At 73.2% G+C, this 25,198-nt stretch carries 27 protein-coding genes and 1 pseudogene; 14 read left to right on the top strand and 14 right to left on the bottom strand.

The genetic code is table 11. The features are described from left to right. Window positions 1-112 precede the first annotated feature (112 nt). The 4 genes from NI17_RS08565 to NI17_RS08580 form a co-directional block, all read right to left on the bottom strand. Window positions 113-349, bottom strand: coding sequence for a hypothetical protein (locus NI17_RS08565; protein ID WP_068694155.1), 237 nt, complete (start codon window positions 347-349; stop codon window positions 113-115). Window positions 350-558: 209 nt separating this feature from the next. Then, window positions 559-1,497: a VOC family protein gene (locus NI17_RS08570; protein ID WP_119267590.1), complete on the bottom strand. Its 939-nt coding sequence runs from the start codon at window positions 1,495-1,497 to the stop codon at window positions 559-561. Between the two features lie 20 nt (window positions 1,498-1,517). Then, window positions 1,518-2,645 carry an FAD-dependent oxidoreductase gene (locus NI17_RS08575; protein ID WP_068694153.1) on the bottom strand — a complete coding sequence of 376 codons (1,128 nt, stop codon included), beginning with the start codon at window positions 2,643-2,645 and terminating at the stop codon, window positions 1,518-1,520. A 7-nt stretch (window positions 2,646-2,652) separates the two neighbouring features. Next, window positions 2,653-3,627 carry a cyclase family protein gene (locus NI17_RS08580; RefSeq protein WP_211329427.1) on the bottom strand — a complete coding sequence of 325 codons (975 nt, stop codon included), beginning with the start codon at window positions 3,625-3,627 and terminating at the stop codon, window positions 2,653-2,655. A gap of 115 nt (window positions 3,628-3,742) precedes the next feature. On the opposite strand from NI17_RS08580, the gene NI17_RS08585 reads away from it, so the two are divergent. The 5 genes from NI17_RS08585 to NI17_RS08605 all read left to right on the top strand — a co-directional run bounded on the left by NI17_RS08585 (window position 3,743) and on the right by NI17_RS08605 (window position 9,696). Further along, the gene (locus tag NI17_RS08585) at window positions 3,743-4,651 is read left to right on the top strand and encodes a LysR family transcriptional regulator (protein WP_068691843.1); all 909 of its coding nucleotides are present in this window, start codon (window positions 3,743-3,745) and stop codon (window positions 4,649-4,651) included. 265 nt (window positions 4,652-4,916) lie between these two features. Next, the gene (locus tag NI17_RS08590) at window positions 4,917-5,978 is read left to right on the top strand and encodes a sigma-70 family RNA polymerase sigma factor (protein WP_068691841.1); all 1,062 of its coding nucleotides are present in this window, start codon (window positions 4,917-4,919) and stop codon (window positions 5,976-5,978) included. Between the two features lie 35 nt (window positions 5,979-6,013). Continuing rightward, window positions 6,014-6,850 carry a YybH family protein gene (locus tag NI17_RS08595; RefSeq protein WP_119267591.1) on the top strand — a complete coding sequence of 279 codons (837 nt, stop codon included), beginning with the start codon at window positions 6,014-6,016 and terminating at the stop codon, window positions 6,848-6,850. A 528-nt stretch (window positions 6,851-7,378) separates the two neighbouring features. Further along, window positions 7,379-8,626: a zeta toxin family protein gene (locus NI17_RS08600; protein WP_068691837.1), complete on the top strand. Its 1,248-nt coding sequence runs from the start codon at window positions 7,379-7,381 to the stop codon at window positions 8,624-8,626. A gap of 359 nt (window positions 8,627-8,985) precedes the next feature. Then, window positions 8,986-9,696, top strand: a complete 711-nt coding sequence (locus tag NI17_RS08605) for a hypothetical protein (RefSeq protein WP_068691835.1) — start codon at window positions 8,986-8,988, stop codon at window positions 9,694-9,696. Between the two features lie 120 nt (window positions 9,697-9,816). On the opposite strand, the gene NI17_RS08610 is transcribed toward NI17_RS08605, so the two are convergent. Continuing rightward, window positions 9,817-10,590: an NAD(P)H-dependent oxidoreductase gene (locus tag NI17_RS08610; RefSeq protein WP_068691833.1), complete on the bottom strand. Its 774-nt coding sequence runs from the start codon at window positions 10,588-10,590 to the stop codon at window positions 9,817-9,819. Window positions 10,591-10,723: 133 nt separating this feature from the next. On the opposite strand from NI17_RS08610, the gene NI17_RS08615 reads away from it, so the two are divergent. Next, the gene (locus NI17_RS08615; RefSeq protein ID WP_084012638.1) at window positions 10,724-11,797 is read left to right on the top strand and encodes a GlxA family transcriptional regulator; all 1,074 of its coding nucleotides are present in this window, start codon (window positions 10,724-10,726) and stop codon (window positions 11,795-11,797) included. Between the two features lie 90 nt (window positions 11,798-11,887). On the opposite strand, the gene NI17_RS08620 is transcribed toward NI17_RS08615, so the two are convergent. The 4 genes from NI17_RS08620 to NI17_RS08635 form a co-directional block, all read right to left on the bottom strand. Then, on the bottom strand, window positions 11,888-12,091 hold the full coding sequence (locus NI17_RS08620) for a cold-shock protein (protein ID WP_068691831.1): 204 nt from the start codon (window positions 12,089-12,091) through the stop codon (window positions 11,888-11,890). A gap of 266 nt (window positions 12,092-12,357) precedes the next feature. Next, entirely contained in the window at window positions 12,358-12,588 is a 231-nt protein-coding gene (locus tag NI17_RS08625; RefSeq protein ID WP_068691829.1) for a hypothetical protein, read from the bottom strand. 128 nt (window positions 12,589-12,716) lie between these two features. Further along, window positions 12,717-13,175 (bottom strand): DUF421 domain-containing protein, encoded by a 459-nt coding sequence (locus NI17_RS08630; protein WP_068691827.1) that lies wholly within the window; start codon window positions 13,173-13,175, stop codon window positions 12,717-12,719. A gap of 16 nt (window positions 13,176-13,191) precedes the next feature. Further along, the gene (locus tag NI17_RS08635; RefSeq protein ID WP_068691825.1) at window positions 13,192-13,695 is read right to left on the bottom strand and encodes a hypothetical protein; all 504 of its coding nucleotides are present in this window, start codon (window positions 13,693-13,695) and stop codon (window positions 13,192-13,194) included. A gap of 180 nt (window positions 13,696-13,875) precedes the next feature. Between NI17_RS08635 and NI17_RS08640 the strand changes: the two genes are divergently transcribed. The 4 genes from NI17_RS08640 (at window position 13,876) to NI17_RS08655 (ending at window position 17,095) form a co-directional block, all read left to right on the top strand. Further along, window positions 13,876-15,195: a cytochrome P450 gene (locus NI17_RS08640; RefSeq protein WP_084012637.1), complete on the top strand. Its 1,320-nt coding sequence runs from the start codon at window positions 13,876-13,878 to the stop codon at window positions 15,193-15,195. A gap of 104 nt (window positions 15,196-15,299) precedes the next feature. Beyond that, on the top strand, window positions 15,300-16,268 hold the full coding sequence (locus NI17_RS08645; protein ID WP_119267593.1) for an SDR family oxidoreductase: 969 nt from the start codon (window positions 15,300-15,302) through the stop codon (window positions 16,266-16,268). A gap of 359 nt (window positions 16,269-16,627) precedes the next feature. Continuing rightward, window positions 16,628-16,819, top strand: coding sequence for a Rho termination factor N-terminal domain-containing protein (locus tag NI17_RS08650; RefSeq protein WP_068691822.1), 192 nt, complete (start codon window positions 16,628-16,630; stop codon window positions 16,817-16,819). 75 nt (window positions 16,820-16,894) lie between these two features. Next, window positions 16,895-17,095 carry a Rho termination factor N-terminal domain-containing protein gene (locus tag NI17_RS08655; RefSeq protein WP_068691820.1) on the top strand — a complete coding sequence of 67 codons (201 nt, stop codon included), beginning with the start codon at window positions 16,895-16,897 and terminating at the stop codon, window positions 17,093-17,095. A 112-nt stretch (window positions 17,096-17,207) separates the two neighbouring features. Here NI17_RS08655 and NI17_RS08660 read toward each other — a convergent pair whose 3' ends face one another. Beyond that, entirely contained in the window at window positions 17,208-18,167 is a 960-nt protein-coding gene (locus tag NI17_RS08660; protein ID WP_068691818.1) for a TIGR03885 family FMN-dependent LLM class oxidoreductase, read from the bottom strand. A gap of 240 nt (window positions 18,168-18,407) precedes the next feature. Here NI17_RS08660 and NI17_RS08665 point away from each other — a divergent pair, with 240 nt between their 5' ends. Further along, window positions 18,408-19,118, top strand: coding sequence for an alpha/beta hydrolase (locus NI17_RS08665; protein ID WP_068691816.1), 711 nt, complete (start codon window positions 18,408-18,410; stop codon window positions 19,116-19,118). Window positions 19,119-19,139: 21 nt separating this feature from the next. On the opposite strand, the gene NI17_RS08670 is transcribed toward NI17_RS08665, so the two are convergent. Beyond that, window positions 19,140-20,729, bottom strand: coding sequence for a carbamoyltransferase C-terminal domain-containing protein (locus NI17_RS08670; protein WP_068691814.1), 1,590 nt, complete (start codon window positions 20,727-20,729; stop codon window positions 19,140-19,142). 875 nt (window positions 20,730-21,604) lie between these two features. On the opposite strand from NI17_RS08670, the pseudogene NI17_RS24650 reads away from it, so the two are divergent. Further along, a pseudogene (locus NI17_RS24650) lies at window positions 21,605-21,961 on the top strand (SAM-dependent methyltransferase); the annotation flags it as partial. Window positions 21,962-22,120: 159 nt separating this feature from the next. Beyond that, entirely contained in the window at window positions 22,121-22,753 is a 633-nt protein-coding gene (locus NI17_RS08680) for a GNAT family N-acetyltransferase (RefSeq protein ID WP_234401959.1), read from the top strand. Window positions 22,754-22,836: 83 nt separating this feature from the next. Here the strand turns inward: NI17_RS08680 and NI17_RS08685 are convergent, their stop codons facing one another. Both NI17_RS08685 and NI17_RS08690 read right to left on the bottom strand, forming a co-directional pair. Continuing rightward, window positions 22,837-23,817: a saccharopine dehydrogenase family protein gene (locus NI17_RS08685; protein ID WP_068691810.1), complete on the bottom strand. Its 981-nt coding sequence runs from the start codon at window positions 23,815-23,817 to the stop codon at window positions 22,837-22,839. Continuing rightward, window positions 23,814-24,089, bottom strand: coding sequence for a hypothetical protein (locus tag NI17_RS08690; protein ID WP_147416866.1), 276 nt, complete (start codon window positions 24,087-24,089; stop codon window positions 23,814-23,816). The genes NI17_RS08685 and NI17_RS08690 overlap by 4 nt, the downstream gene beginning before the upstream one ends. Before the next feature lie 40 nt (window positions 24,090-24,129). On the opposite strand from NI17_RS08690, the gene NI17_RS08695 reads away from it, so the two are divergent. Further along, window positions 24,130-24,807, top strand: coding sequence for a TetR/AcrR family transcriptional regulator (locus tag NI17_RS08695; RefSeq protein ID WP_068691806.1), 678 nt, complete (start codon window positions 24,130-24,132; stop codon window positions 24,805-24,807). A 67-nt stretch (window positions 24,808-24,874) separates the two neighbouring features. Here the strand turns inward: NI17_RS08695 and NI17_RS24655 are convergent, their stop codons facing one another. Then, on the bottom strand, window positions 24,875-25,180 hold the full coding sequence (locus tag NI17_RS24655; protein ID WP_267887201.1) for a zinc ribbon domain-containing protein: 306 nt from the start codon (window positions 25,178-25,180) through the stop codon (window positions 24,875-24,877). Between the last annotated feature and the right edge of the window lie 18 nt (window positions 25,181-25,198).

The following is a 25,198-nucleotide window of genomic DNA, read 5'->3' on the forward strand; positions in this document are numbered from 1 at the left end:
TTGCGGGACCAGGGGGCGACGAACCGGACCGGTAGGCAAGAACGACCGACTGGGCCCGGTCCCGCGCCGGGAGTCTGACCGTGGCCCGGTACAGGGCCGCGCGGCCGTACTTCTACCCGGCGCTGCGGGTCCGTCCGGCGGCCTCGTCTTCCTGGGCCATCTCCACCAGGTGTTCGGCCACGGCCGACCAGGACGCGAAGAACTCCTGCGTTCCCGCGCCCTCTCCCCGCCGCGCCGCCTCACGCGGGGGGCGGCGGGCCCGGTCCACCTCGTCGATGCGGGCGCCGCTGTTCAGCGCGCCGACAGCGGCCGGGTTCCACATGTAGTCGCCCGGAAAGTACTCGAACACCGTCTTCAGTTCTTTTCCCGTGGCGGGGTGGGAAACAGGGGTTTGGCGCCGCCGTGCGCGCTGAACCCGCCGTCGACGGGGATCTCGGCGCCGGTCACCACGACGGTCCTTCCGGTCAGGTCGGTCGTGTCGTCTCCCCGTCCGGTCGGCGCCGATGACGCGGGCCCGGGGCGGTGGCGGCGCGGTCCCCGCCCCGGGCCGGAGCACGGTCACACGGGCGGAGCGACGAACCCGCCCCGGTCGGGGTCGTTGAAGGACTCGGCCGCCACGAACTCGTCCATCGGGTTGGCGGTGCCCCACTGGTCGCTCACCTGGGGGTCGGAGAAGTCGTACAGGTGGGGGTGCCAGGTGTCCTCGTCCAGCAGTTCCAGCTCGGTGGTGTACTCCATGGTGTTGCCGTGCGGGTCGAGGAAGTAGGAGAAGGTGTTGTTGCCCGCGAGGTGCCGCCCCGGCCCCCACACCTTCCTGGTCCCGGCGCGCAGCAGCCGCCCGGTGCCGCGCATGTACTCGTCGATGCCGCGCATCTCGAAGGAGGCGTGGTGCAGGGAGACGTGCGGGCCGCGCGCGATGGCGAGACTGTGGTGCTGGGGGTTGCACCGCATGAAGTACATCGCCTCGCCGATCCTGGGATGGGTCAGCGTGTCCGACAGCGCGAAGTCGAGGTGCCGCTCGTAGAAGGCGCGGGTCCGCTCCGGGGCCGGGGAGTTGATGACCACGTGGGAGAGCTTGACCGGGATGGCCTCCTGCTCCTCGACCCTGCGGTGCCGGCGGACGGCCACGTCGCTGGACACCTCGACGGTGCGGCCGTCGACGTCGAAGAAGCGGAAGCCGTAGCCGCCCCCGGGGGTCTGGAGCGGCCCCGGCTCGCTGACCAGGGGGACCCCGGCGGAGGCCAGCCGCTGCGCGAGCGCGTCGACCGAGCGCGGGTCGGCCGCGCCGAACGCGATCAGGTCGAGGCGCTTCTCCTCTGCCCTGCGCAGCCGCATGACGTACTGCTCGGGCGACCCCTCGGCCGCGAGGAACGTGATGTCGCGGTCGTCGGCGACCGGGGTCAGGCCCCACAGGTTGGTGTAGAACTCGACCTGCTTGGCGTAGTCGGGCACCGCGATGTCCAGGTGCCGCAGGTGGGTGATGAGGCGGTCGGTCATGGTCGGGTCTCCTCCTGGGATCAGGCCGGTTCGGTGACCAGTCCGGCGACACGGGCCATCAGGCCGGGCACGTCGGCGTCGGCGGAGCGGTCGAGCATCCACCGGGTGAGCTGCAGGGAGCCGTCGACGACCGTACGGACCCGGTCGAAGCGGCGGGCGGTGAACCGGTCCCACAGCCCCTGGTCCACCCGGTCGGCGAAGAGCAGGAGCTCGGCCAGCACCCAGGCGTCCTCCAGGCACATGGCCGCGCCCTGGGCGAGGGTGGGCGGGCAGGCGTGCGCGGCGTCCCCGACGAGTACGACCCGGCCGCGGTTCCACGGGGCGGGCACCAGCAGCGACTCGAACGCCGTGTGGTTGATGGCCGCCGGGTCGTTCATCCCGGCGCGGATCTCGTCCCAGAAACCGTGGTAGGAGGCGGCCAGGCGCAGCACGAGGTCCAACTGCTCCTCGCGGGAGAGGTCCGCGTGGTCCCGGCTGCCTTCCACCAGGTAGGCGTAGATGGTGTCGTCGCTGGTGGGACAGTATCCGGCGATGTAGCAGGGGCCGTCGTAGCACAGGTCGGTGTGGTCCAGGCCGACGGGGCGCCGGGTGTGCACCCGCCAGATCGACATCCCGGTGGGCCGGGGCTCGACATCGAAGCCGAGCAGGGAGCGCATGTGCGAGCGGATACCGTCGGCGGCCACGACCAGGTCGTAGCGGGCGGCGGTGCCGTCGGTGAAGACGACGTCCACACCCGAGTCGTCCTGCTCCAGGGTCCGGACCGTGACGCCGAGGCGGACCTCCGCGCCCGCAGCCCTGGCCGCCTCGGACAGGATCTCCGCCAGCCTCGGGCGGTTCATGCCCACGGTCGCGGGCAGGTCGGGTCCGCCGGTGCGGAAGTCCGGCAGCTTCGTCAGCAGCTCACCGGAGGCCGAGCGCAGGCCCAGCACGTCGAAGGCGCACCCGCTCTCCAGCACCTGGGGCAGCACGTCGAGTTCGCGCAGCACCCGCAGGGCGTTGCCCTGCAGCGTGATGCCGGAACCGTGCACGGTCCAGTCCGTCTTGATCTCCGCGATCTCGACTCTGACCCCGGCACGGGCCAGCAGGACGGCGAGCGAGCATCCGGCGGTTCCTCCGCCGACGATCAGTACGGTGTTCACAGCGGGCACGGGGTCCTCATTTCACGGCGACGGGGTTGACGGGGGAGCCGACGGCGCCGGTGATCGGCAGCGGCACGGCGGTGAGCCAGAACTCGTAGACGCCGTCGGAGGCGCAGTCGGCGGCCAGCGCGTCCAGGTCCCACATCTCGCCGATGAACAGTCCGATGTTGGGGATGGCGACCTGGTGCAGGGGCTGGAAGGCGTGGTCGAACTCGTTGGGGCGCACCTCGAAGCCCCAGGTGTCGGTGGCGACGGCGGCGATCTCGGTGCGGTGCAGCCAGTCGGCGGTGCTGAACGACAGTCCGGGGGCCGCTCCGCCCGCGTAGTCGCCCCAGCCGTCGCGGCGGGCCCGGGTGAGCTGGCCGGTGCGCACGCACACGATGTCGCCGCGCCCCACCCGCGCGGTCCCGCCCTGGCGGGCGATCGTCTCGGCGAGGTGCCGTTCGGTGATCGCGAAGCCGTCGGGCAGTTCCCCGGCCTCGCCCACCGCCCGGCCCACGTCCAGCAGCACGCCCCGGCCGACGATCGCCGCGGCGGCGGTCTCGATCCCGGTGACCTGGTCGCCCTCGCTGGTGACGACCTTCTCGGCGGGGCGGCCGTTCCAGGCGCGGCCGTGGTCGAAGATGTGGCCGAGGCCGTCCCACTGGGTGGAGCACTGCAGCGGCATGGCGATGACGTCGTCGGCGCCGCCGAAGCCGTGCGGGAAGCCCTGCACGCCCGCGGCCGCGTCCAGGCCGGTGTCCAGCATCGTGTGCACCGGGTTCGTGCGGCGCCGCCAGCCCTTCTGCGGGCCTTCGGCGTCGAAGCGCTGCGCCAGCGAGAAGACCGCGCCCCGGCGCACCAGGCGCGCGGCGTGGGCGCGTTTGGCGTCGTCGATGAAGTTGAGGGTGCCGAGGACGTCGTCGTCGCCCCACCGGCCCCAGTTCGAGTAGGCGGCCGCGGCTTCGGCGATGGCCCGTTCGGCCCCGGCCAGATCGGTCCCGGTCTCCACCGGCCCTCCCTTCGAGTGACTTGCATCACGATGACGCGGACGGGCAGTATCAGGGAAGACGAAACCGCTAATGGCGCATATCAGCCACGGTTATGTGCCGAACGCGAGGAGGGCGATGCGGCTCGCCAACGTGGACCTGAACCTGCTGGTCACGCTCCAGGCCCTGCTGCGGGAGCGCAGCGTCACCCGCGCCGCGGCCCGCCTGGGGGTGAGCCAGCCCGCGGTGAGCGCGGCGCTGGGGCGACTGCGGCGGCACTTCGACGACGAACTGCTGACCCGGGTGGGCAACTCCTACGTGCTGACCCCGCTGGCCGCGCAGCTCGTCGAACGCACCGACCTGGCGGTCACCAACGTGCGCCAGGTGTTCAGCGCCCAGCCCCACTTCGACCCGGCCGTCTCGGAACGGGAGTTCGTCGTGGCCATGTCGGACTACTCGCTGACGATGCTGGGGGACGCGCTGTCCGGGCTGGTCGAGGAGCGGGCGCCCGGTGTGAGACTGCACATCCAGCAGTTGGTCAGCGCGGACGTCAACCACGCCGCCGAGGCGCTGCGCACCCTCGACGCGATGGTCCTGCCGCACGGCTTCCTCAGGGACCTGCCCTGCCTCGACCTGTACACCGACGACTGGGTGTGCCTGGTGTCGGCGGACAACGAACGGGTCGGCGAGAAGCTCACCCCGGACCTGTTGGCGGAGCTGTCCTGGGTGTTCACCTTCCACCGGCCGACGGCCTACACCCCCGCCGACTGGAAGATGCGGGCCCTGGGAATCGAACCGAACGTCCGCGTGGTCGCCGAGTGGTTCGTCGCGCTGCCGCTGCTGGTCCGCGGCACCGACCGGATCGCACTGATCCAGCGGGGACTCGTCGACCGGTTGGACGGCATGGACGGACTGCGCGTGCTGGAGTGCCCGTTCGAGCCCGACCCCCTCGTCATGGCCCTGTGGTGGCACCCGATGAACAGCCACGACCCGGCGCACCGCTGGCTGCGCGGGATGGTCGCGGAGGCGGCGGAGCGGGTGGGGTGAACCGGCGGTGGCGTGGAGGTGCGGCCGGGCGGGGACGGCGGCCATCCGGTTTCCCCGGGCCTGGCTGGAGGAACCCGTCCCGCCCGTGCCGGAGGATCTGGCCCGTCCGGAACGCCCCGAGGACTCCGGGGACGGTTCCGTGGCCGCCGCGCCGGAGCCCCAGCCCTGACCGTCCCCGTCCGCCGGTACGGGCCCGGTGCCTCCGGGCACGGGAGCGCGCCCTGCCCTAGCCTGGCCCGCACAGGAACGAGGCGGAGGGAGTGGGATGGAACCGGGACGCGGGGACGAGCCCGCCTCGGCCGATCTGCTGGCCGCGGCTCGGGCCGGTGACGGCGCGGCCTTCGGCCGTCTGGTGGGGCCGCTGCGGGACGAGCTGCACGCGCACTGCTACCGCATGCTGGGGTCGGTCCACGACGCCGACGACGCCGTGCAGGACACGCTGGACCGGGCCTGGCGGCACCTGGACCGGTTCGAGGACCGCGGCTCGCTGCGGCCGTGGCTGTACCGGATCGCGACGAACCGGGCGCTGACGCTCATCGAGCGGCGCGGGCGGCGCGAACTGCCCACCGACCTGAGCCCGCGGGGCGCGCCGGCGGCCGAGGCCGCCTGGCTGGAACCGTACCCCGACCGCAGGTTGGGATGGACGGCCGAGCTGGCCCCGGAGGCCCGCGCCGTGGTGCGCGAGAGCGTGGAACTGGCGTTCGTCGCCGCGTTGCAGCACCTGTCGGCCCGGCAGCGGGCCGCGCTGCTGCTGTGCGAGGTCCTCGGCCACAGCGCCCGGGAGACCGCCGATTTGCTGGACACCACGGTCGCCGCGGTCAACAGCGCCCTGCAACGGGCCCGCCGGGCCCTCGCCGAGCGGCTGCCCGACTCCTCCCAACTGCGGACCCTGCGCGCGCTGGGCGACGCGGCAGTGCGCGACCTGGCCCGGCGGTACGCGGCGGCCTGGGAGGCCGGGGACGTCGACGCCATCGTGGCGCTGCTCACCGAGGACGCGAGGTACTCGATGCCGCCGCTGCGCGCCTGGTACGAGGGCCGCGGCGGTGTCCGCGGCTTCCTGCTCGACGGGCCGCTGCGGGAGCGGTGGCGCTTCCTGCCGACGCGGGCCAACGGGCAGGTGGCGTTCGGCACCTACCGGTGGGAGGAGCGCCGGGCCCGCTACGTCCCGGCCGGGCTGGACCTGCTGGTGCTGCGCGGCGACCGGATCGCCGAGGTGGTGTCGTTCCTGGACGCCGACTTCCCGGCCCACGGCCTGCCGCTGGAACTTCCGGCGACCGGTCGCGGAGACAGCGATGACTTCCGGGGGTCCGGCGGGTTGTTGTCCTGACGGCATCCTTGCGATCCGGAAAGGACGGGACGACCATGAATTCCGACGAAGAGATCCGCGCCCTGGTCTCACGCTGGGCCGCGGCGGTGCACGACGGCGACCTGGACGGGGTGCTCGCCGACCACGCCGAGGACATCGTGATGTTCGACGTTCCCCCGCCGCACGAGGGGGTGCGCGGGCTGGACGCCTACGCGCGAACCTGGCCGCCCTTCTTCGACTGGCAGGCGCGGGGCGCGGTGTTCGAGGTCGAGTCGCTGGACGTCACCGCCGGGGACGACGTCGCGTTCGCGCACGCCCTGCTGCGGTGCGGCACCCCGGAGCGGTTCGCCGACGCCCCGGACGAGCGCCTGCGGCTCACACTCGGTCTGCGCAGGCGGGACGGCCGCTGGGTGGTCGCCCACGAGCACCACTCGTTCGCCGACACCGGCGCCGACCGGGACGACACCGCCGCCGAGGAGGAGGTGCGCGCGCTGCACCGGCGGTGGTTCGCCGACACCGCCGCGAAGAACCTGGACGGTCTGATGGCCGCGATCGCCGACGACGTCGTCTCCTACGAGCACGACCAGCCGCTGCGGCACCTCGGAGCGGCGGCGGTGCGGCGGGTCTGCGCGCGGGGCCTCGACGAGGCCGGTGCCGGCGAGGTGAGCTGGACCGTTCCCGACCTGAGGGTCCTGGTCCGCGACGACCTCGCCGTCGCGTGGGGCCTCAACCGGGTCAGGACCGAGCGGGCCGACGGCGGCGCCGCCGAGACCTGGTCGCGCGGCACCCGGGTGTTCGAGCGCAGAGGCGGCGCGTGGGTGATGGTCCACCAGCACCTGTCCTACCCGTACGATCCGGACACCGGCGAGGCGAGGACCGACCTGCGGCCCTGAACCGGACGCGCCGGGCGGGGGTTCCCGCCGCGGGAGTCCTCGTGTCGCGGGGTGCCGGGCTGCCGGTCCGGCTCCGCGGCGGGGGCGGACGGCCTCGTCGGGTGCCCGGGGAGGAGGACCGTGGCGGCGGGGGAGGCCGGGACGGAGCCGGTGACGAACCGGTAGGCGCCGTGGAAGCCGAGTGTCGGATCACCGGCGCCCCGGTCGACCGCCTGGCGCGGCTCTCACTCCCCGGCCGCCTGCGCACCGGTCCCGCCGCCGCCCGTTCCCGCCCGGAAACCCGGGAGATCCCGGAACCGAACCGCGCCCCGTCGCGGCGGGGCGCGGTCGACACGTTCCTGCGCGCCCACCGTTCGGACACCGCAGAAAAGCGGCCCCTTGCTCTTTCCGGAAGCCCGGGCAGACTCTTTGGGTGAAGACAGTCCTGGAATTCCGAGGCGCCGGGGCACCACGGGCGGACATGTCGTTCGGCATCACCGAGGCCCCCGGACGACACGCTGCCCGTCCGAACCACCGGAGGCCACCGCCATGCTCCGTCAACCGCCCTCCGCAGAAACCACGTTCTACTCCTACTCCCCCACCTCGGTGCTCTACGACGTCTTCGACAGCACCGCCACCCAGCTCAGCGGTGCCCACCTCACGCTGATCCGCCGGGCCGCCGACGACGGGGAAGGCCAGACCTGGCGCACCAGGCGCCGCGCCGTGGAGGAGCGGCGGCGCGCGGTGGACCCCGACGACCGCGACGCCCTCGTCCAGCACACCAGGCTCTGGCTCTCCGAGATCGCGGCGCTGCGGGGGCGACTGTCCGAGGCCGCCGCCCCCGAGAGCCACCACGTGTCCCCTGAGGACCTCGAAAGCGTCTTCGAGGACCCGGACGACGGGGTCAGGGAGTTCGTCTTCCACGGACACGCCCCCTCCCCCTCCCCCGTACTGGTCCTGCTCGGAGCGCAGCCCGCGGCCGGCAAGTCGAGGGTGCAGGCCGCCCTCGTCCGCCGCCGTCCCGACCTCGTCCCGGTGACCGGGGACCGCCTGCGCGCGTTCCACCCCCACCACAGCGACCTGATGCGGCAGGATCCGCTGGCCATGCCCAACGCCACGGCCCAGGCCTGCGGCGCCTGGGTGCGGATGTGTATCGGCCACGCCCTCGACAACCGCCACAGTCTCCTGCTGGAGGGGACCTTCCGCGATCCGCGGACAACCCTCGCCACCGCGGAGCGCTTCGCCGGTGCGGGATACCGCGTCGAGGTCGTCGCCATCGGTGTGCGCGAGGAGGTCAGCCGGCTCGACTCGGTCAACCGCTACCTCTCCCCCGGCTCTGTGGTCAACCGGTGGACCCCCGCCAACGCGCATGACCTCGGCTACCGCATGTGCCCGCGGACCGTGGCGGCCTGCGAGGCGAGCCCGCACGTGCACCGGATCACCGTCGTCGACCAGTCCGGTGCCGCCCACTTCGACAACGAGCGCGGCCCCGACGGGGCCTGGACCGGTCCGCCCGGAGCCGAAGCCGCCCTGCTGCGCCTGCGGGAGCGACCGTTCGATTCGGAGGAGGCGCGTATTTGGCTGTACCGCCGCGACGACTACACGGCCGCCGTGGCCGGACGCGGCGAACTGACCCCGACCACGCTTCCCACCTTCGCAAGCCTCTGCGCCGACGCCGACCGCGTCGCCGAGTACGCCTACTCCGGCCCCTGGGACTTCCGGCTGCGGCGGCGCAACGCCGCCCGGCAGCGCATGTACCGCCGTCTCCTCGACTCCGCCGCTCGGAATACGGGGTGAGCGGGGGCGGCCGGTCGGGACCGGTGCGCGCCCCGGTCCGGTGCGGCCTTCGGCCGTCCGGTGGGGCCGCTGCGGGAACGGCGGCGCTTCCTGGCGCCCCGGGCCAACGGCCACCCGGCGTTCGGCACCTACCGGTGGGAGGAGCGCCGGGCCTCCGGGCCGGGGGGCGGTTCCCCGGCCGAAGAACCGGAAACCGCCGGAAAAGAGAACAGGCCGGATCCCGGGTGTTCTTGGCGGCTCCCCGAACCGGGTTCTCCGGTCGAGATCCTCGTCGCACGCCGAACAACCGGGTATCGAGCACAGGAGGAGTCAGCGTCTCCCCGCTGTCGGGCTGATGCCGAAAACCAGAGGAGCCCGGAATGAATCCGGAAAGGACACAGAAGTACGGCGGGACCAACGACGTCCTGAGCACGTGCCCGCGCTGCGAGAGGTCGCCGGACACCCACGAGGTCCGGTGGATCCCCTCCGACGGAGGGAGTCAGCGGCTGCTCGAGAGCTTCGTCCGGACACTCGACGACCTGTCCCGGGAGACCATGGAGAGCCACAACCTCCGTGAGGCCTACCTGGCACTCGCGACCTCCCGCACTCAGGCCGGGGAGGAGAAGGTCTACTCGAGGAGCATGATGGGAACCGCGGTGGCCACCATCGGCACGCGGGTGCGGAAGTACGCCACCCTCTCCGGCCCGGGGCCGGGGATCTTCCTCCGGTGGATCAACCACTCCCGGCTGCCCAAGGACCTCACGGTGGTGGACACGAACAACGCGCTGGACGCGCGGGGGAAGATCATCGACATCCGGGGGAGGTACTTCGCTCCGGTCCACACTCCGCAGCGAAGGGACAAGGACTACCCCGCGGGATCCTGCGCGGCGCAGAAACTGCTCGACCAGATCTTCACCGAAGCGAGCGCGGCGGGAGAGAAGGTCGGGAGGATCGATCTCAGCGAGATGTTCTGGCGGGACTTCGGAACCGGGGAACGCGGCACCAAATGGTCGACGATCGACGTCGTCCCGTCGTGCGACACCTGCAAGCAGATCCTTCCCCAGATGCTCTGCTCCAACGCCGGCGACTGACCGGAGTCGGACCACCCCCACCGGGCCGGATCCCGGTGGGGGTCAACGCGGCGAGATCGGCCAACGCGTCGCCTCCGAGGTGCACGCCCGCCCCGATCCGCCGCCGTCGGGCTCGGCCGCTCACTCCGCGCGGTGCACTCCCAGTCCGCGGCGCCCCGGGGCGAGGTGGGGGCGCAGCACCAGGTCGTCGTCGTAGTCGCCGCGGTTCTGGTGGCGGAAGGCCACGGGCGCTTCGGTCTCCAGCGTGCGCAGCCGGTTCCGCAGGCGCGCGGCGTACTCCGCGAAGTCCGCGTCCCCGGCGCGGTCCGCGCCGGGGACGACGAGAGGGGCGACCACCGACATCCCCGTGTACCACAGGGTGCCGTGCTGCAGCGGGAACAGCAGTTCGCCGATGTCGCCGTTGATCCCGCGCGGCCCCAGGGAGCTCTCCCGGGCTCCCGCCGTCACCACGACCATCGCGCGCTTCCCGGCCAGCCGCCCCTCCCCGTAGCGCAGAGAGCGGCCCGGACGGGCGGGATCGGTGACCCCGTAGGCGAACCCCTTGACGAAGACGCGGTCGAACCAGCCCTTGAGGATGGCGGGCATCCCGTACCACCACAGCGGGAACTGCACGACCAGCGTGTCGGCCCAGGCGAGCTTGTCCTGCTCGGCGCGGACGTCCGCGCTCAGCCGCCCCGACTCCCACGCCCGTCGGGAGGCCTCGCCCACCACCAGCCGCTCCGCGGGGTCGTGACCGAAGTCCGCGCCGCTGACCACCGGATTCCAGCCCATCGCGTACAGGTCGGACTGCCGGTGGTCGTGTCCGAGGTCGTCGAGTGCGCGCAGTCCCTCGTCCCTGAGCGCCCCGCCCAGCGAACGCCGCTCCGGATGGGCGAACAACCACAGCACCTTCACCGTTCCACTCCCCTGCTCCGCACGTGCGGCGGAACAGGACCGGCCGCCGCCTCCGGCATCACACCGACGATCCTGCGGCAGACACCACGGAGCCGACAGTGGCCCGAAAGCCAGCATGCGAAAGAATCCGGCCATGTCCGTCTTCACCCGCCCCGGCCGCCACCGGGTCGCCGTCCTCGTCCGCCACGGCGCCCTGCCCATCGAGTTCGGCATCGTGCACCGGCTGTTCGGCCAGGCCGTCGACCCCGCCACCGGAGCACCGCTGTACGAGGTGGCCACGTGCGCGCTGGCGCCCGGCGAGGTCGCCACCGACGCCGACTTCACCGTCACCGTCGCCCACGGCCCCGAGGCCCTGGAGGAGGCCGACACCGTCGTCGTCCCGGCCGCCACCGAGGACTACGACGCCCGCGGACGCGGGTGGATCAGCGCGTCCCTCGCCGACGCCCTCGCCCGCATCCGCCCCAGGACCCGCACCGCCTCGATCTGCACGGGCTCCTTCGTCCTGGCCGACGCGGGCTTGCTGGAGGGGCGCCGCGCGACCACCCACTGGAAGTCCGCGCGGCTGTTCCGGGCGCTGTACCCGGAGGTCACCCTGCTGCCCGACGTCCTCTACACCGACGACGGCGACGTCCTGACCTCGGCCGGGGTCGCCTCGGGAATCGACCTGTGCCTGCACATGATCCGGTGCGACCACGGTTCGGCGGTGGCGGGCGACGTCGCGCGCGGCACGGTCGTCCCGCCCCACCGCGACGGCGGCCAGGCGCAGTTCATCAGGCATCCCGTGCCCGACCCGCCGCACTCTCCCATCGGCGCGGTCCGCGCCTGGGCGCTGCGGCGCCTCGACCGTCCCCTCACCCTGCGCGACCTGGCCGAGCAGGCGTCGATGAGCGTGCGCACCCTCACCCGCCGGTTCCGGGAGGAGACCGGCCTGTCCCCGCTGCGGTGGCTGACCCACCAGCGGATCGACCACGCCCGCACCCTGCTGGAGGAGACCGACCTTCCGGTCGAGCAGGTCGCCGCCGAGTCGGGGTTCGGCACCGCGGCCTCGCTGCGTCAGCACATGCACGCCCACATCGGCGTCTCCCCCAGCGCCTACCGCGCCACGTTCCGCGGCGCGGAACGGGCGCGGGAGGACGGGCACCGCCCGCGCTCCGCGTCCGTCCCGGCGGGGACGGCGCGGGCGGACCACCGGAGCAGACGGGGATGATCCCCGCAGACACAGCGCCGCCCCACTCCCGGTCCGGGAGTGGGGCGGCGGAATCCGAGACACACCGGCCGCGTCCGCGGCGCGTGTGTCCTACAGGACGCGGACCTGCTCGGCCTGCAGGCCCCTCGGGCCCTGCGCGATCTCGAACTCCACGCGCTGGTTCTCGTCAAGGTTGCGGAAACCGGCGCCGACGATGTTGCTGTAGTGCACGAACACGTCGGGGCCGCCTTCGTCCTGGCTGATGAAGCCGTAGCCCTTGTCACCGTTGAACCACTTGACGGTTCCCTGGGTCATGTCTGTCTCCTGACAGGTTGCTGGGTTGCGGGCCCGCAGCGCGGACCCCGATCGCACTCGAACCGCGGCGCGCCCCACCATCCCTGGTCAGACAACCGCCCGCCTCGACTTCCGCGAGCGTCGAACACGTGCACAGAAAATCTACGATCACCGATTACAACAACGCCGCCCACCGGTTATTCCTCTCGTTGCGGCGCCTCCCCGTGGCCGGGTCGGACCGCGCGGGCACGGTCGGATCCGGCGGGCACGCCGTCCGGAGAACGCCCCTAGGCGACGCCGTAGGGGCGGCCCCGGCGCTCCGGCACGGTCGGCTCGTCCTTCTTCTCCCACTCTCCGGGCAACTGCTCGTCGCCCTCGGGGACGTCGGGACGTCCCGCGTACGGATGGTCGATCGGGGTCATGCCCGGTCGGCCCCCGCCCTGTTCGGGCTCGCCGTGCTGTTCGGAGCGCTCCTCGGGCTCGCGCGGGTCTGGTGAGGATCCGGACTGCTCGGCCATTGCCGCCCCCTCGGTCCGATGCGGTTCTTTCCGCTCCTCTGCCCGTACCCGTGACCTGTTATGCGAGCTCAGTGCGCCGCGGCGGCAAAAAACGCGCTCCGGCACGCGGATACGCCGGTCCGCCGGGACTACTGCTGGCGGGTCTGGCTCTTGGGCAGGACGCTGATGGTTCCCGACTGCTCCAGGATGGCGTAGTCGATCTGGGCCATGCTGGAGATGCCCTGGCTGCTGCGGGCGGCCGCCAGGATCTCGCTCTCGTTGATGTGGTGCCTGGCCATCGGCTCACGCAGCATCTGTCCCCGGCTCACCAGCACCACCGGCACGCTCTGCGTCACCCTGGTGAACCAGCGGAACCGCCACCGCAGGAAGTCGGAGCCGCGTTCGACGGCCACCAGGGTGAGGATCACCAGCGTGGCGTTGGTGAGCGAGAAGTCGTCGCCCAGCAGCGCCTGCTGGGTGGCCTCGGAGACGACCAGGAGCAGCAGCAGGTCGAAAGTGGTGATCTGGGCCATGCTGCGTTTTCCGGCGAGGCGGAAGATCACCAGCAGAATGACGTAGACGGCGAGGGCGCGCAGGACGGAGTCCACCGGTTTCTCCTCCATGTCAGGGATAGACGAACTGCCGGAACCGCACCGGAGCAGATCCCTCGACGCCGAGTTCCCCCTGGTGCAGCCACATCTGCTCGCCCTGAAGGTTGAAGGTGACCGTCAGGGGCGTGTCGGGCCGATCGACCTCGAATTCGTAGACCAGCGTGTCGGTGCCGCCGACCACGGTCGACGGCTGCGGCGTGATGCTTTGGACCATGAACGCCTCCAGGTAGTCCTGGGAGACCCCCAAGCGGATCCGCCCCTGCTGTGCGGCCTCGGGGGCGATGCGTACCTCCAGGGTGGTGGGACCGCGCTCGCGGGTGAACCGCTCGTACTCCGCGTGTACCAGCCCGTCGGGGCTTCCCGCGCCGGTCCAGCTCAGCGGACCGGCACCGAACAGCCCCAGCAGCGCCAAGGCGATCAGCACCGCGGCCAGCGCCCACGCGCCCCGCTCCACCCGCCACTCGCGTCGCTGGAACACCGCGTCGCCGTGGACCGTCACCTTCGGTTCGCCGCCCATCCCGGCGTCCCCTCCCCAGTACCCCGGCGGTGACCGCACGCATCGGCGGCATGCCTTTCCGCACTTGCCGGAAAGACCGGCGGCAAACAGCGCGCCCGCGACGGCTCGTCCGCCTCCGCGGAGTTCTCCCGCAGCCGCGCCGGGTTTCGACGCGGACATCCACGGGCAGTGCGCAGCCACATGAAGCCCTATCGTGTCCCTGTCCTCGACAGCACCCTGGCCATGCTGGCCGAAGGCTACGCCTGGCTGCCCGACCGTCGACGCCGCGCGGCCGGAGGCATGGTCCGCGCCCGCGTGCTGGGCCAGCACGCGGTGGGTCTGCGCGGTCCGGAGGCGGTGCGGTTCTTCTACGACGAGCGCCATGTGCGTCGGCGCACGGCCATTCCCGAGCCGGTGCTGAGCACGCTGTTCGGCCACGACGCGGTGCACACCCTCGACGGGGAGGCGCGCCGCGTGCGCAAGGCGATGCTCCTGTCCCTGCTCGCGGACCCCGACGGCATCGCCGCGCTGGTCGACCACGTCACCGCCGCGTGGGACGAGGCGGTCGCGGCGTGGCCGGAGCGGCCGCGGATCGTGCTGTTCGACGAGGCGAGCCGGGCGCTCACCCGGGGGGTCTGCGCGTGGGTGGGGCTGCCTCTCAACGAGGCCGACGTGGCGCCACTGGCCCGCGACCTGGTGTCCATGGTCGACGGTTTCGCCACTGTGGGACCGCGCCACTGGCGTGCCCGGCGGGCGCGCCACCGCAGGGAGGTCTGGCTGGCGCGGCTGGTGAAGCAGGTGCGCTCCGGCGCGGTCACCGCCGCGGAGGGTTCGGCGGTCGACGTGGTGGCGCGGCACCGCGACGCCGAGGGACGGTCGCTGGACCCGCACACGGCCGCGGTGGAACTGCTCAACATCATCCGCCCGACCGTCGCGGTCTGCTGGTTCGTCTCCTTCTCCGCGCACGCGCTGCACCTGTGGCCGGAGCAGAGGGAGCGGTTGCGCGAGGGCGGAGCGGAGTACGCGGAGGCGTTCGTCCACGAGGTCCGCCGCTTCTACCCGTTCGCGCCGTTCGTCGGCGGCCGGGCGGTCGACGACCTGTCGTGGAACGGCGAGCCGATCCCCGCGGGCGCGCTCGTGCTGCTCGACCTGTACGGGCAGAACCACGACCCCGACCTGTGGGACGACCCCTACGTCTTCGACCCGCAGCGCTTCCTCGGCCGACCGCCCGGACGCGACGAACTGGTTCCCCAGGGCGGCGGTGATCCGCGCGCCAACCACCGGTGTCCGGGCGAGGCCGTCACCGTCGCGCTGCTCCAGGCCCTCGTGTCCCGGCTGGCGCGTCTGGACTACGGCGTTCCCGAGCAGGATCTGACGATCTCGCTGCGGCGCGTCCCGGCCCGTCCCCGAAGCGGCGTGGTCGTCAGCGACGTCCGTCCGCCCTCCTCCGGCCCCGGCGTGCCCCCTCCGAGACGCCACCGCGTCCGGGAGGCGGACACCGGGAAGCGGGATTCCGCATGAGGGACCGCGTCGACCGGCCGTTTGCGCGCGGGGGCGAAGGGTAGCCGCGCTCCCGTCAGCCGTGTCCGACACGAGCGCCGCCGACACCGGGAGGAGTGGTTTCCGTGCGGGTCAAGGACCGCGTCGCCGTCGTCACCGGCGCATCCAGCGGAATCGGACGGGCCACCGCGCTGGCCCTCGCCGGGAGAGGCGCCGCCGTGGTGGCGGCGGCCCGGGGCGAGGAGGCGCTGGGCGAGGTCGTCCTGGAGTGCCGGGCCCGCGGCGGCCGGGCCCTCGCGGTCCCCACCGACGTGGCCGACCCCGAAAGCGTCGAGACGCTGGCACGGCGGACGGTCGAGGAGTTCGGGCGGATCGACGTGTGGGTGAACGCCGCCGCCGCGGCCGTGTTCGGACCGTTCTCCCGGATACCGCTGGTGGACTTCCGCCGGGTCGTGGACGTGAACCTGATGGGCTGCGTCCACGGTACCCGGGCCGCCCTGCCCCGCATGCGCGAGCGGGGACGTGGCGTCCTGGTCAACATCTCCTCGGTCGCCGGCGTGGTGGCCCAGCCCTACAACCACGCCTACTCCGCGACGAAGTTCGCCGTGCGCGCGCTCAGCGCCAGCCTCCGCCAGGAACTCCGCCTCGAAGGCGACCGCGGGATCCACGTGTGCAGCGTACTTCCGGTCACGATCGACACGCCGTTCTTCGACCACGCCGCGAACCACACCGGACGCAGGGTGCGGGCGATGCCGCCGGTCCACACCCCCGAGCACGTGGCCCGCGCCATCGTCAACCTGGTCCGGTGGCCGCGCCGCGAGATCGTCGTCGGCCCCGGCCGCGGCGTGGTCGCCCTGTCCAGGACCGTTCCGGGAACGACCGAGCGGATCATGGGAGCGCAGGCGGACCGCGCCCAACTGTCGCGCACCGAACCGGCGGCCGTCACCAGCGGCATCCTCTACCGGCCGACTCCGGGGACCGGGGCGGTGCGCGGGGACTGGCACGGCGGGCGCCGTACCGCCGTGCGCCGCCTCGCCGCGGCGGCGGCGCTGGGCGGGCTCACCGCCGCGGCCGTGCGCCACTACCGGCGCTGAGTCCGGCGCGGACCCGGCGCCGTGGCCGCCGTCCCGGCCGCCCCCAGGGCAGCCCGGGACGGCGCGCAGGGGCGTCGAGGAACCGCAGAAGCTCCTGACGTCGGACCGTCCCCGTCCTCCCTCCCGGTGTCCGTCGCTCCGGTTCGGTGTCCCGTCCTGCTCCGCAACCGGCGCCGCCGGGGCCGCTGAGCGGTGTCCCCGGTCATGGGCGGGGCCGCTTCCCACCCTTCCCCGGAAGACCGATTGAGGCATTTATGTCTGCTTTTTGCTGCTCTTGGACGTACCAGCCAGGGCTGGCGGTAGGAGCGGTCACCGAGACGCCGCCCGGCGCCTCGGTGACCGCTTCGAAAGGAGATGGCATGGCCGAGCACCAGAACCCGCACGCCCAGCACGGTGACCAGCGTGTGGAGGCGCTGCGGGAGAAGTACGGCGACCTCGCCAACCTCACCGTCGACGAACTGCAGGAGCGAGCGCGCCAGCAGGGCGTCAAGTCGCCGTCCGGCCTGCGCAAGGAGGAACTGCTCGAAACCCTCACCGGCAAGGGACGCTGACCCGTCGGCCGCCCCGGCACGGCCACCGTGCCGGGGCGGCCGCAAAACCCACGACAAGCAGCACTGGGAGGAACCGTGGCCAAGGAGCAGAACAGCGAGAACGCTCGCGCCCAGCACGGTGACCGCCGTCTTGAGGAGAAACGCGGGAAGTACGGCGACCTCGCGAACCTGACCGTGGAGCAGCTCCAGCAGCGCGCCGAGGAGCAGGGCATCCAGGGCCGCTCCGGGATGCGCAAGGAGGAGCTGCTCGAAGCCCTCTCCGGCGGCAGCAGGTAGCCCAGGACAGCAGAACGCGGGCCCGGCAGTCTCCTGCCGGGCCCGCACTCTGCTGTCCGGCGGGGATTCCGCCGCCCGCGCCGCGCGGCCACCGACCCGCGGACACGGCACGTCAGGCGTTCACCTCGGTGAGCACCCGCTCGCCGAAGACGTCGAGGAAGCGCTCCTGGTCCAGGCCGACCTGGTGCAGGTAGACACGTTCGACCCCCAGGTCGGCGTAGGAGGCCAGTACCTCCGCGTGCCGACGGGGATCGGCGGACATGACGACGCTGCTGCGCAGCGCCTCGCCGGGAATGTGTGCCGTGGCGGCGTCGAACTGCTCGGGCAGTTCCAGTTCCTCGTTCAGCATCGGTGGGAGGGCGTTGAGGCGCCACTGGTCCACGGCCTGCGCGCGGACCAGTTCCTCGTTCTCGGCCCACGACAGGTGCACCTGCACGTGGACCGGCCTGCCCTCGCCGCCGCCCTCGCGGAACGCGTCGATGACCTGACGGAGCCGGTCCAGGGGTGCGTTGACCGTGACGAGCCCGTCCGCCCAGGACGCCACCTCGCGTGCGGTCTGCGGGGTGAGTGCCGCGGCCAGCAGGGGCGGCCGCCGTTCGGGCAGGGTGTGGACGCGCGCGGCCCGCACCGTCACCAGGCCGTCGTGGTCGACCGTCCGCCCTGCCAGAAGCCGCCGCACGATGTCGGCGCACTCCCGCAGCCGCGCGTTGCGCACCGGTTTGCGGGGCCACATCTGCCCGGTCACGTGCTCGTTGAGCGCCTGTCCGGAGCCGAGTGCCACGGCGAAGCGCCCCGGGAACATCTCCGCGAGCGTGGCGACGGCCTGCGCGACGACAACCGGGTGGTACCTGCCTCCGACGGCTGTGACGACGCCGTACGGCAGGGAGGTCTGCGCCATCGCCGCGCCCAGCCACGTCCAGGCGAACCCGGACTGCCCCTGCCGCTCACTCCACGGGGCGACGTGGTCGGAGGAGAGCACCGCGGCGAACCCCGCCGCCTCGGCCCGGCGGGCGAGACCCAGCAGCCGTGACGGCGGGAACTGCTCGTGGGAGGCGTGGAACCCGATCTCCATGGTCGTCTCCTTCGTGACAGGCCAGGTCCGGTACCGGCGCGGACATGCTTCGGATGCCCGGGGAACACCTTCCGGACCACCGACGTCGGCCGCGTCGGCCGGTCCGTGTCCGGCTTCCGGGTTCTTCCGTGGACGCGCTGCCCCTCCGCGCCCGTCGGCAAACGAGAAACCGCCGGTTGGAGCGCCGACCTCGGGGGCAGGCTCCGTGGTGAGCGGAGAAGACGACGGAAGGAGACCGCGATGTCGGTTCCGGAAGAGGCTCCCGCCCACCGGGCACCGGAGGAGAACACGCGACACGGCCGACTGGCCGCCCGTCCGTCCCCCGCCCCGGCGGCTCCGTGGCCCCCGGGCGTCCACCCCGTGGCCGGAGGCGCGCTGCTGCGCGTTCCCGCCGCCCCGGGACCGCACCGGCTGGCCGTGGTCCTGCACGGTGCGGGCGGTACCGCCGAGCAGGCCCTGGAGTGGCTGGCCCCGCACGCCGAGGACGCGCGGCTGCTGCTGCTCGCCCCGCGGGCCGCCGACTCGACGTGGGACGTGATCGTGGGCGGCTACGGTCCCGACGTGGTCCGGATCGACGCGGCGCTGGCGGAGGTCTTCGCGCGCTTCGCGGCGGTTCCGTCCGGGGTGGCGGTGGCCGGGTTCTCCGACGGCGCCTCCTACGCGCTGTCGCTGGGCGTGGCCAACGGGGACCTCTTCGGCGCGGTGCTCGCCTTCTCCCCCGGCTTCTCGGCCCCGCTGCTGCGCCACGGCCGTCCCCGGATCTTCGTCTCGCACGGCGTCGGCGACCGGGTGCTGCCCGTCAACACGTGCAGCCGCCGCCTCGTCCCCGACCTGGAGGAGGCCGGATATCCGGTCACCTACCGGGAGTTTCCCGGCGGCCACGAGGTTCCGCCCGAGGTGGCCGCCGAAGCGATCCGGTGGTGGTCGGCCGACGGGGAGCCGACTCCTTGACGTCCTCCCCGGCTCCGGGGCTCATCCCGCCGCCGCGGGCCCGACGGCGGGGGCGCGGTCGCCGCGGCGGAACCAGACGCCGTCGACCACCATGCCGTCCAGGCCGCGGGCCTCGCAGAACTCGACCAGGTCGGACATGCGGTTGATGAAGCCCATGCCCTTGAAGTTCAACGACGTGTTGCACAGGACGCCCACGCCGTGGCGTGCGGCGAACGCCGAGAGCAGCGCGTGCAGCGGCGCGTTGTCCTCGCGGCGCACGGTCTGTGCCCGCGCCGTCCCGTCGACGTGCGTGACCGCCCGCACGTCGGGGGAGCGCAGCCTGCGGAAGTAGAGCATGTACGGGTCGGCGAAGTCCTCGACGAAGACCCGTCCCGTGTCCTCTGCGCGGCAGCACGGCGCGATGGGGCGGTAGCTCTCACGCTGCTTGATCGTGTTGAGCCGGTCGCGGGTGGCCGCGCGGAAGGGTTCGGCGAGGATCGACCGGTTGCCCAGCGCCCGCGGACCGATCTCCCACCTGCCGCGCACCCAGGCGACGACGTCTCCGGCGGCGATCGCGTCCGCGAGCGCGCCGTGGTCCAGCGGGGTCCTGGTCCAGGTGCGGGGATCCGGGTCGGCGTCCCACTCGAACTCCAGGCCGCTGTAGACGCTCCAGTCGACGTGGGGGTCGCCGGTGGCCGCGCACAGCGCGTCGATCGCGGTGCCGATCGCCGACCCCGAGTCGTTGGGGCACGGCGGGACGAACACCGACGAGAAGTAGCCGGACCTGCGCCACAGCGTGTTCCAGTCGCAGTTGAGGCCGCAGCCTCCCGCGACGCGCAGCGGCAGGCCGGGCGGCAGGTGCTCCTTGGCCGCGTCGGCGAACACCTCAAAGATCCGCCGGTTCAGCAGTGCCGCGGCGGTCTTGGCGGCCTCCGACTCCACTCCCGCGTTGTGGAAGGGGGCGTCGCGGAAGGACGCCTTGGGGGCGGGGTAGATGGTGTCGACCGCGAGGATGCGCTCCACCGCCTCCGTGATCCGCTCGTCGGCGGAGTCGGCGTCGCCGTAGGCGGCCAGCGCCATGAGTTTTCCGCTGACGGCGAGGTCGGGGATCGCCCCGTGGTCGGGGAACGCCGGATCGGCGACGGCGAACAGGAACGCGTAGCGCGCTCCCGGCTCAGTGAGGACCGGGATCTCGCGGACGACGCGGAAGCCGTCGTCCACCAAGTAGAAGCCGCCGGTGATGCCCTCCCAGACGAGGACGGCCTGCTGCGGGTGCGTCTTCCGCGGCGCCATCCCGATCGCCGACATGATGTGCGAGCGGACGTGGGAGGAGGAGAAGTAGGTCGTCTCCCCGCCGAAGAACCGCATCCGCCGCTGCTGGGTGCGGTTGGGGTCGTGGTAGCCGACACCGACGGACCGGTGTCCGGAGCCGCCCACCACGCGCCATCCGCCCAGGGCGACGACGTCGGGAATCCTGCCGACCCGCTCGGCCACCCGGAGCAGTGTCGTGGGGGCCAGGTGCCAGTGGCGTGCGAAGGAGTCCTTCTCCGACTCCAGCGCCAGCGTCAGTTCCCCATCCTCGATCACCGCCATCGACCCGTCATGGCCGGGTTTGATTCCCACCACCAGCATCCGTGGTCGACCTCCTCACAGGGTTCTCCTCGTCCGCGGCGCGTGGCGACCCTCCTGTTGCCGGTCGTCCGGTGAACGCGCGGAGAGGCACAACAGATAACCGGAGTCGGGGTGTCCAAACCAGTGCCGGAAAGTCAGGGGGAGGGGCGCGGCATTCCAGGCAGGCGTCCGGGGTGGGTGGGCGGTCAGGGCACCCCCGGCGCCGCGTCCGCCCGCGCCTCCACCCTCCCGCGCTTTCCGGACCGGCCCGCGCCAGAGGGGGTGCCGGATTGCGGTGTCCGATGTTCTTCCGGCCCGTTCGTCTGTGGGGGCGCGGGTGGGTCGGCTCCGGGGGCGCCTCCCACTCCGGCGCCAGCCCGTGGCGGGCCGCCTCGGACGCCGGGGTGCAACGCCCCGCCCGCCCGGCTTCCCGGCGTTGGTGGCCGAGCGCGGGGAACGGGCGGGATGCCCCGAAGAGACCGCGCGGCCCCGACCGGGGGCGATCACCGCGTGGACGTCGACGGCGGTCCCGGCGCCGACCGCGTGTGGTACGTTCGTCCCGTCGGACGGCCCCTGGCCGGTCACGGACAGAAGGGGAGGTGGGTTGATGGTTGCCGTGTGGACCGCTGCCCTGCGCAGTGCCCGGACCATCCTCACGTCCCGGGCCCCGGTCTGACCTGAGTTCTCCGCCCGCCGATCCCGTCGGCGCGGACGGTCGCCCACGTGTGCATCGGGGCCCCTTTCCTCAGGGGTACACATTGTCCGAACCTTCAGTCGATTCCGTCACCGAGGCCTTCTTCGCCCTGCACCGCGCCCTGCCCCGCCAGGGGCCGGGATCGGACGCCACGACCCGCCGTCTGTTGGAGCTCGCCGGTCCGCTGCCGCCGCGTCCCCGCGTGCTGGACGCGGGGTGCGGCCCCGGCCGCTCCGCCCTGCTGCTGGCCGCCGAGGCCGACGCGGACGTCGTCGCCGTCGACCTGCACCAGCCCTTCCTCGACGAACTGGACGCCGCCGCGGCACGGCACGGCCTGACCGAGCGCGTCACCACGCTCAACCGCTCGATGGCGGACCTGCCCCACCCCGACCACAGCTTCGACGCGGTCTGGGCCGAGGGGTCGGTCTACACCATCGGCTTCGACACCGCCCTGAGGGCGTGGCGCCGCCTGCTCGCCCCCGGCGGCGTCCTGGTCGTCACCGAGATCGAGTGGGCCACCTGCGCGCCCTCCCGGAAGGCGCGCGACTTCTGGGAGGGCGTCTACCCGCTGCGTACCACGCGGGGCAACGTCTCGGCGGCGGAGGCCGCAGGCTACCGGGTGGACGCCCTGTGGCCGCTTCCCGACGACGACTGGTGGCGGGAGTACTACACCCCGCTCACCGAGCGGATCGCGACGGCCGATCCCACCCGGCCCGGGATGGCCCGGGCCGTCGCCGCGCTGCGGGAGGAGATCGCCCTGCGGCGCGAGCACGGCGCGCACTACCGCTACACCGGCTACGTCCTGCGCCCCGACACCGCGGCGCAGAACGGTGCGGCCGGGCCCGCCACCTGGACCGTCCGCGCCGAGGCCCCCGGGGACGCCGCCGCGGTCCGGGACATCCACCTGGCCGCCTTCCCCACCGCCGAGGAGGCCGACCTGGTCGACGCCCTGCGCGGCGACGCCGACGCGTGGATTCCCGGTCTGTCCCTGGTGGTCCAGGCTCCTGACGGCGCCCTCGTCGGGCACGTCCTGTTCACCCGCTGCCACGTGGACGGCCACCCCGCGCTGGCGCTCGCCCCCTGCGCGGTGCTGCCCGCCCACCAGCGCAGGGGCGCGGGAACCTCCGCCATTCGCGCCGGTCTGGCGGCCGCCCGCGCCAGGGGCGAGAACCTCGTTCTCGTCCTCGGGCACGCCGACTACTACCCGAGGTTCGGGTTCGCTCCGGCCTCGCGCTGGGGCATCCGCCCGCCCTTCGAGGTTCCCGACGAGGCGATGATGGGCCTCGCCCTGGACCCGACCCGTCCCGTCCCCTCCGGCGTCATCGCCTATCCGGCCGCGTTCGGGGTCTGACCGGTTCCGCCCCGGGCGGCAGGCGGCGGGGAGGCGCGGCGGCCGGGACGCTCCGCAGGGGTGTTCCGGCCGCCGCGCCTCCCCTACTCGCCGAGGTCGAGGGTGAAACCGTGGGCCGCGAGCTCGGTGAGGAACTCGACGGGATCGACGGCCTGCTCGACGTGCCGCACTCCGGCGGGCAGGTCGGGCAGCCGCCGGGCGAGGAGCGCGGCGGCCAGGCCGGTGGCGCGGCTCTGCCGGTGCCCGCCGAACGCCGCCCGCGCCGTCCCGGCGACGGCGGTCACGGCGAACCCGTCGCCGCCGACGTGGAGCCCGCCCAGCACGGCCAGGAGGACGCCGCGTATCCGGGGGTGCCGCAGCAGACGGGCGACCGCGGGTCGACCGCCCGCCGCGAGCAGCGCGGTGGCGGCGCGCGAGTCCAGGCACAGCCCGGTCCGGGCGTCCTCGATCCCGAGCGTGTCGGGCAGGGTGTACTGGTCGGAGAAGGGGAACCGGCGGACGGTGCGCCGCCCGTGGGGCGGGGGGAAGTCCTCGCGCCACGAGCCGGGCGGTCCGGCCAGGCCGTCCAGGGTCCAGTCGAGGGCCGCGGGGCCGTGCTCCTCGCCCGCGCCCAGCAGCACGCCGACGCGCACCTCCCGCGCCCCCGAGCGGGCGACGCAGTGCTTGGCCAGCAGGTTGGTCACCCCGGGCACCAGGCCGACGCTGAGCAGTGCCGCCGCTCCGCGCTCCCGGGCCAGGCCGTCGAGGGCGCGGACCGCTGAGAGCAGGCGGTGGTCGGCAGAGACGTCCAGGTAGTGGACGCCCCCTTCCAGACAGGTCCGGGCCACCCGGGGGTTGTCCCGGTCGACGCACATGAGGACGGCGTCGGCGCCCGCCACGGCCCGGGCCACGTCGGCCGGGTCGGAGGCGTCCAGGCGCAGCGCCTCGGTTCCGGGGACCGGTCGGGCCCGGTCCGGGTGGCGTCCGGCGACGACAACCGTCGCGCCGGGCAGGAGCCGGGTGAGCGCGGTGGCGGCCTCGCGGCCGACGGCACCGTATCCGCCGATGACGACGACGCGGTTCACGGCTTCCCGGTCCCTTCGGGAGCGGCGGCGAGGAGCGGTCCCGTGGCGCCGAAGGTCGCCCCCAGCCGCCGTCCGGTGTTGGGCAGGCCCGATACGGTTCCGGACCGCCCCTCGGGCGCAGCGCGCGCCGCGGGGGCGGAGAGGGCGAGCGCCGCGGCCGTCTCCGGCAGTGCGACGTTGACGACCGGCACTTCGAGAAGGACGGCGAGTCCGACCGGGGTGAGCGGTGGCGGGGTGAGCGGCCCACCCCGACTCCATGTTTTCGTAGTCACACTACAAGAATGTTTTCGTAGTGGCACTATAGTCAAGTTCATGAGTGAGACGTCACAACCGGCTCCGCGCCGCCCGTCCCGCGCGGCCACCGACCGCGGAGACGGACGCGCCGCCCGTGCCCGGGCCACCCGCGCCCGCATCCTCGCCGCGGCCACCCGACTGTTCACCGCCTCCGGCTACACCGCCACGAGCATCGGCGCCATCGCCGCCGAGGCGGGGGTCGGCGAGCAGACCGTGTACTACTCCTTCGGCACCAAGCGCGCCGTCCTCACCCGCGCCCTCGACGTGGCCGTGGCCGGCGACGACGCCCCGGTCCCCACGCTGGAGCGGCCGTGGGTGCGCGCCGCACTGGACACCCCCGACCCCGCCGAGCAGGTCCGACTGCAGGTGGCCGGGGCGGGCGACATCCACCTGCGCGCCGCGCCACTGCTGGACGTGGTGCGCAGTGCCGCGGCCACCGACCCCGACCTGGCCGAGGTCTGGAACACCAACGTCGAGCAGCGGCACACCGTCCAACGCGTCCTCGCCGAGGCGCTGGCGCGCAAGGCGCCGCTGCGCGGCGGCATGGGCGTCGACGACGCCGCCGACATCGCCCTGGCGCTGCTGAGTCCGGAGACCTACCACCTGCTGGTGCGCGTGCGGGGCTGGACGCACGAGCGCTGGCGGTCGTGGGCCGCCGACGCGCTCCTGCGCCAACTGCTCGACACATCCCGTTGACCGTTGCTGATTCCGTGGTCGGATATCAGCATTCCGCGCATTTCTGCACGGAAGGTCCGTGCCGGTGTCACCACAACGGGGGTTGGGTGTCCTGACGACGGTCTCTCGCTTCCTTCCGCGCACGCGGTTCTGCGCCACCGGCCCGCCCCGCCCCGGCCCTCAGGCCGGGGCGGGGAGTGCGGGTCTTAGGGTCGGCTCTGCGAGGCTTCGACACTGGCGTGTCCCGGTCTCCGGCCACTCCGGTACCGGTCGTGCTGGCCACCCAAGCGGCGAGGTTCCGTGCGGCGTTGTGGTCCCGATCCACCACCAGGCCACAGGCGTCGCAGGTGAAGGTGCGCACGACAGGGCAAGCCTGGCTTTCGCCGCCCCGCATCCGCTGCACGTCTTGGAC

The sequence above is a fragment of the Thermobifida halotolerans genome, from assembly GCF_003574835.2.
Lineage (GTDB): Bacteria > Actinomycetota > Actinomycetes > Streptosporangiales > Streptosporangiaceae > Thermobifida > Thermobifida halotolerans.

What these genes read in the sequence shown, in the direction of transcription:
- NI17_RS08570 (WP_119267590.1), bottom strand. Translation starts at nt 1,497, where the DNA reads ATGACCGACCGCCTCATCACCCACCTGCGGCACCTGGACATCGCGGTG.
- NI17_RS08585 (WP_068691843.1), top strand. Translation starts at nt 3,743, where the DNA reads ATGCGGCTCGCCAACGTGGACCTGAACCTGCTGGTCACGCTCCAGGCC.
- NI17_RS08590 (WP_068691841.1), top strand. Translation starts at nt 4,917, where the DNA reads ATGGAACCGGGACGCGGGGACGAGCCCGCCTCGGCCGATCTGCTGGCC.
- NI17_RS08595 (WP_119267591.1), top strand. Translation starts at nt 6,014, where the DNA reads ATGAATTCCGACGAAGAGATCCGCGCCCTGGTCTCACGCTGGGCCGCG.
- NI17_RS08600 (WP_068691837.1), top strand. Translation starts at nt 7,379, where the DNA reads ATGCTCCGTCAACCGCCCTCCGCAGAAACCACGTTCTACTCCTACTCC.
- NI17_RS08605 (WP_068691835.1), top strand. Translation starts at nt 8,986, where the DNA reads ATGAATCCGGAAAGGACACAGAAGTACGGCGGGACCAACGACGTCCTG.
- NI17_RS08615 (WP_084012638.1), top strand. Translation starts at nt 10,724, where the DNA reads ATGTCCGTCTTCACCCGCCCCGGCCGCCACCGGGTCGCCGTCCTCGTC.
- NI17_RS08620 (WP_068691831.1), bottom strand. Translation starts at nt 12,091, where the DNA reads ATGACCCAGGGAACCGTCAAGTGGTTCAACGGTGACAAGGGCTACGGC.
- NI17_RS08625 (WP_068691829.1), bottom strand. Translation starts at nt 12,588, where the DNA reads ATGGCCGAGCAGTCCGGATCCTCACCAGACCCGCGCGAGCCCGAGGAG.
- NI17_RS08635 (WP_068691825.1), bottom strand. Translation starts at nt 13,695, where the DNA reads ATGGGCGGCGAACCGAAGGTGACGGTCCACGGCGACGCGGTGTTCCAG.
- NI17_RS08640 (WP_084012637.1), top strand. Translation starts at nt 13,876, where the DNA reads ATGAAGCCCTATCGTGTCCCTGTCCTCGACAGCACCCTGGCCATGCTG.
- NI17_RS08650 (WP_068691822.1), top strand. Translation starts at nt 16,628, where the DNA reads ATGGCCGAGCACCAGAACCCGCACGCCCAGCACGGTGACCAGCGTGTG.
- NI17_RS08660 (WP_068691818.1), bottom strand. Translation starts at nt 18,167, where the DNA reads ATGGAGATCGGGTTCCACGCCTCCCACGAGCAGTTCCCGCCGTCACGG.
- NI17_RS08665 (WP_068691816.1), top strand. Translation starts at nt 18,408, where the DNA reads ATGTCGGTTCCGGAAGAGGCTCCCGCCCACCGGGCACCGGAGGAGAAC.
- NI17_RS08670 (WP_068691814.1), bottom strand. Translation starts at nt 20,729, where the DNA reads ATGCTGGTGGTGGGAATCAAACCCGGCCATGACGGGTCGATGGCGGTG.
- NI17_RS08680 (WP_234401959.1), top strand. Translation starts at nt 22,121, where the DNA reads ATGGCCCGGGCCGTCGCCGCGCTGCGGGAGGAGATCGCCCTGCGGCGC.
- NI17_RS08695 (WP_068691806.1), top strand. Translation starts at nt 24,130, where the DNA reads ATGAGTGAGACGTCACAACCGGCTCCGCGCCGCCCGTCCCGCGCGGCC.
- NI17_RS24655 (WP_267887201.1), bottom strand. Translation starts at nt 25,180, where the DNA reads ATGCGGGGCGGCGAAAGCCAGGCTTGCCCTGTCGTGCGCACCTTCACC.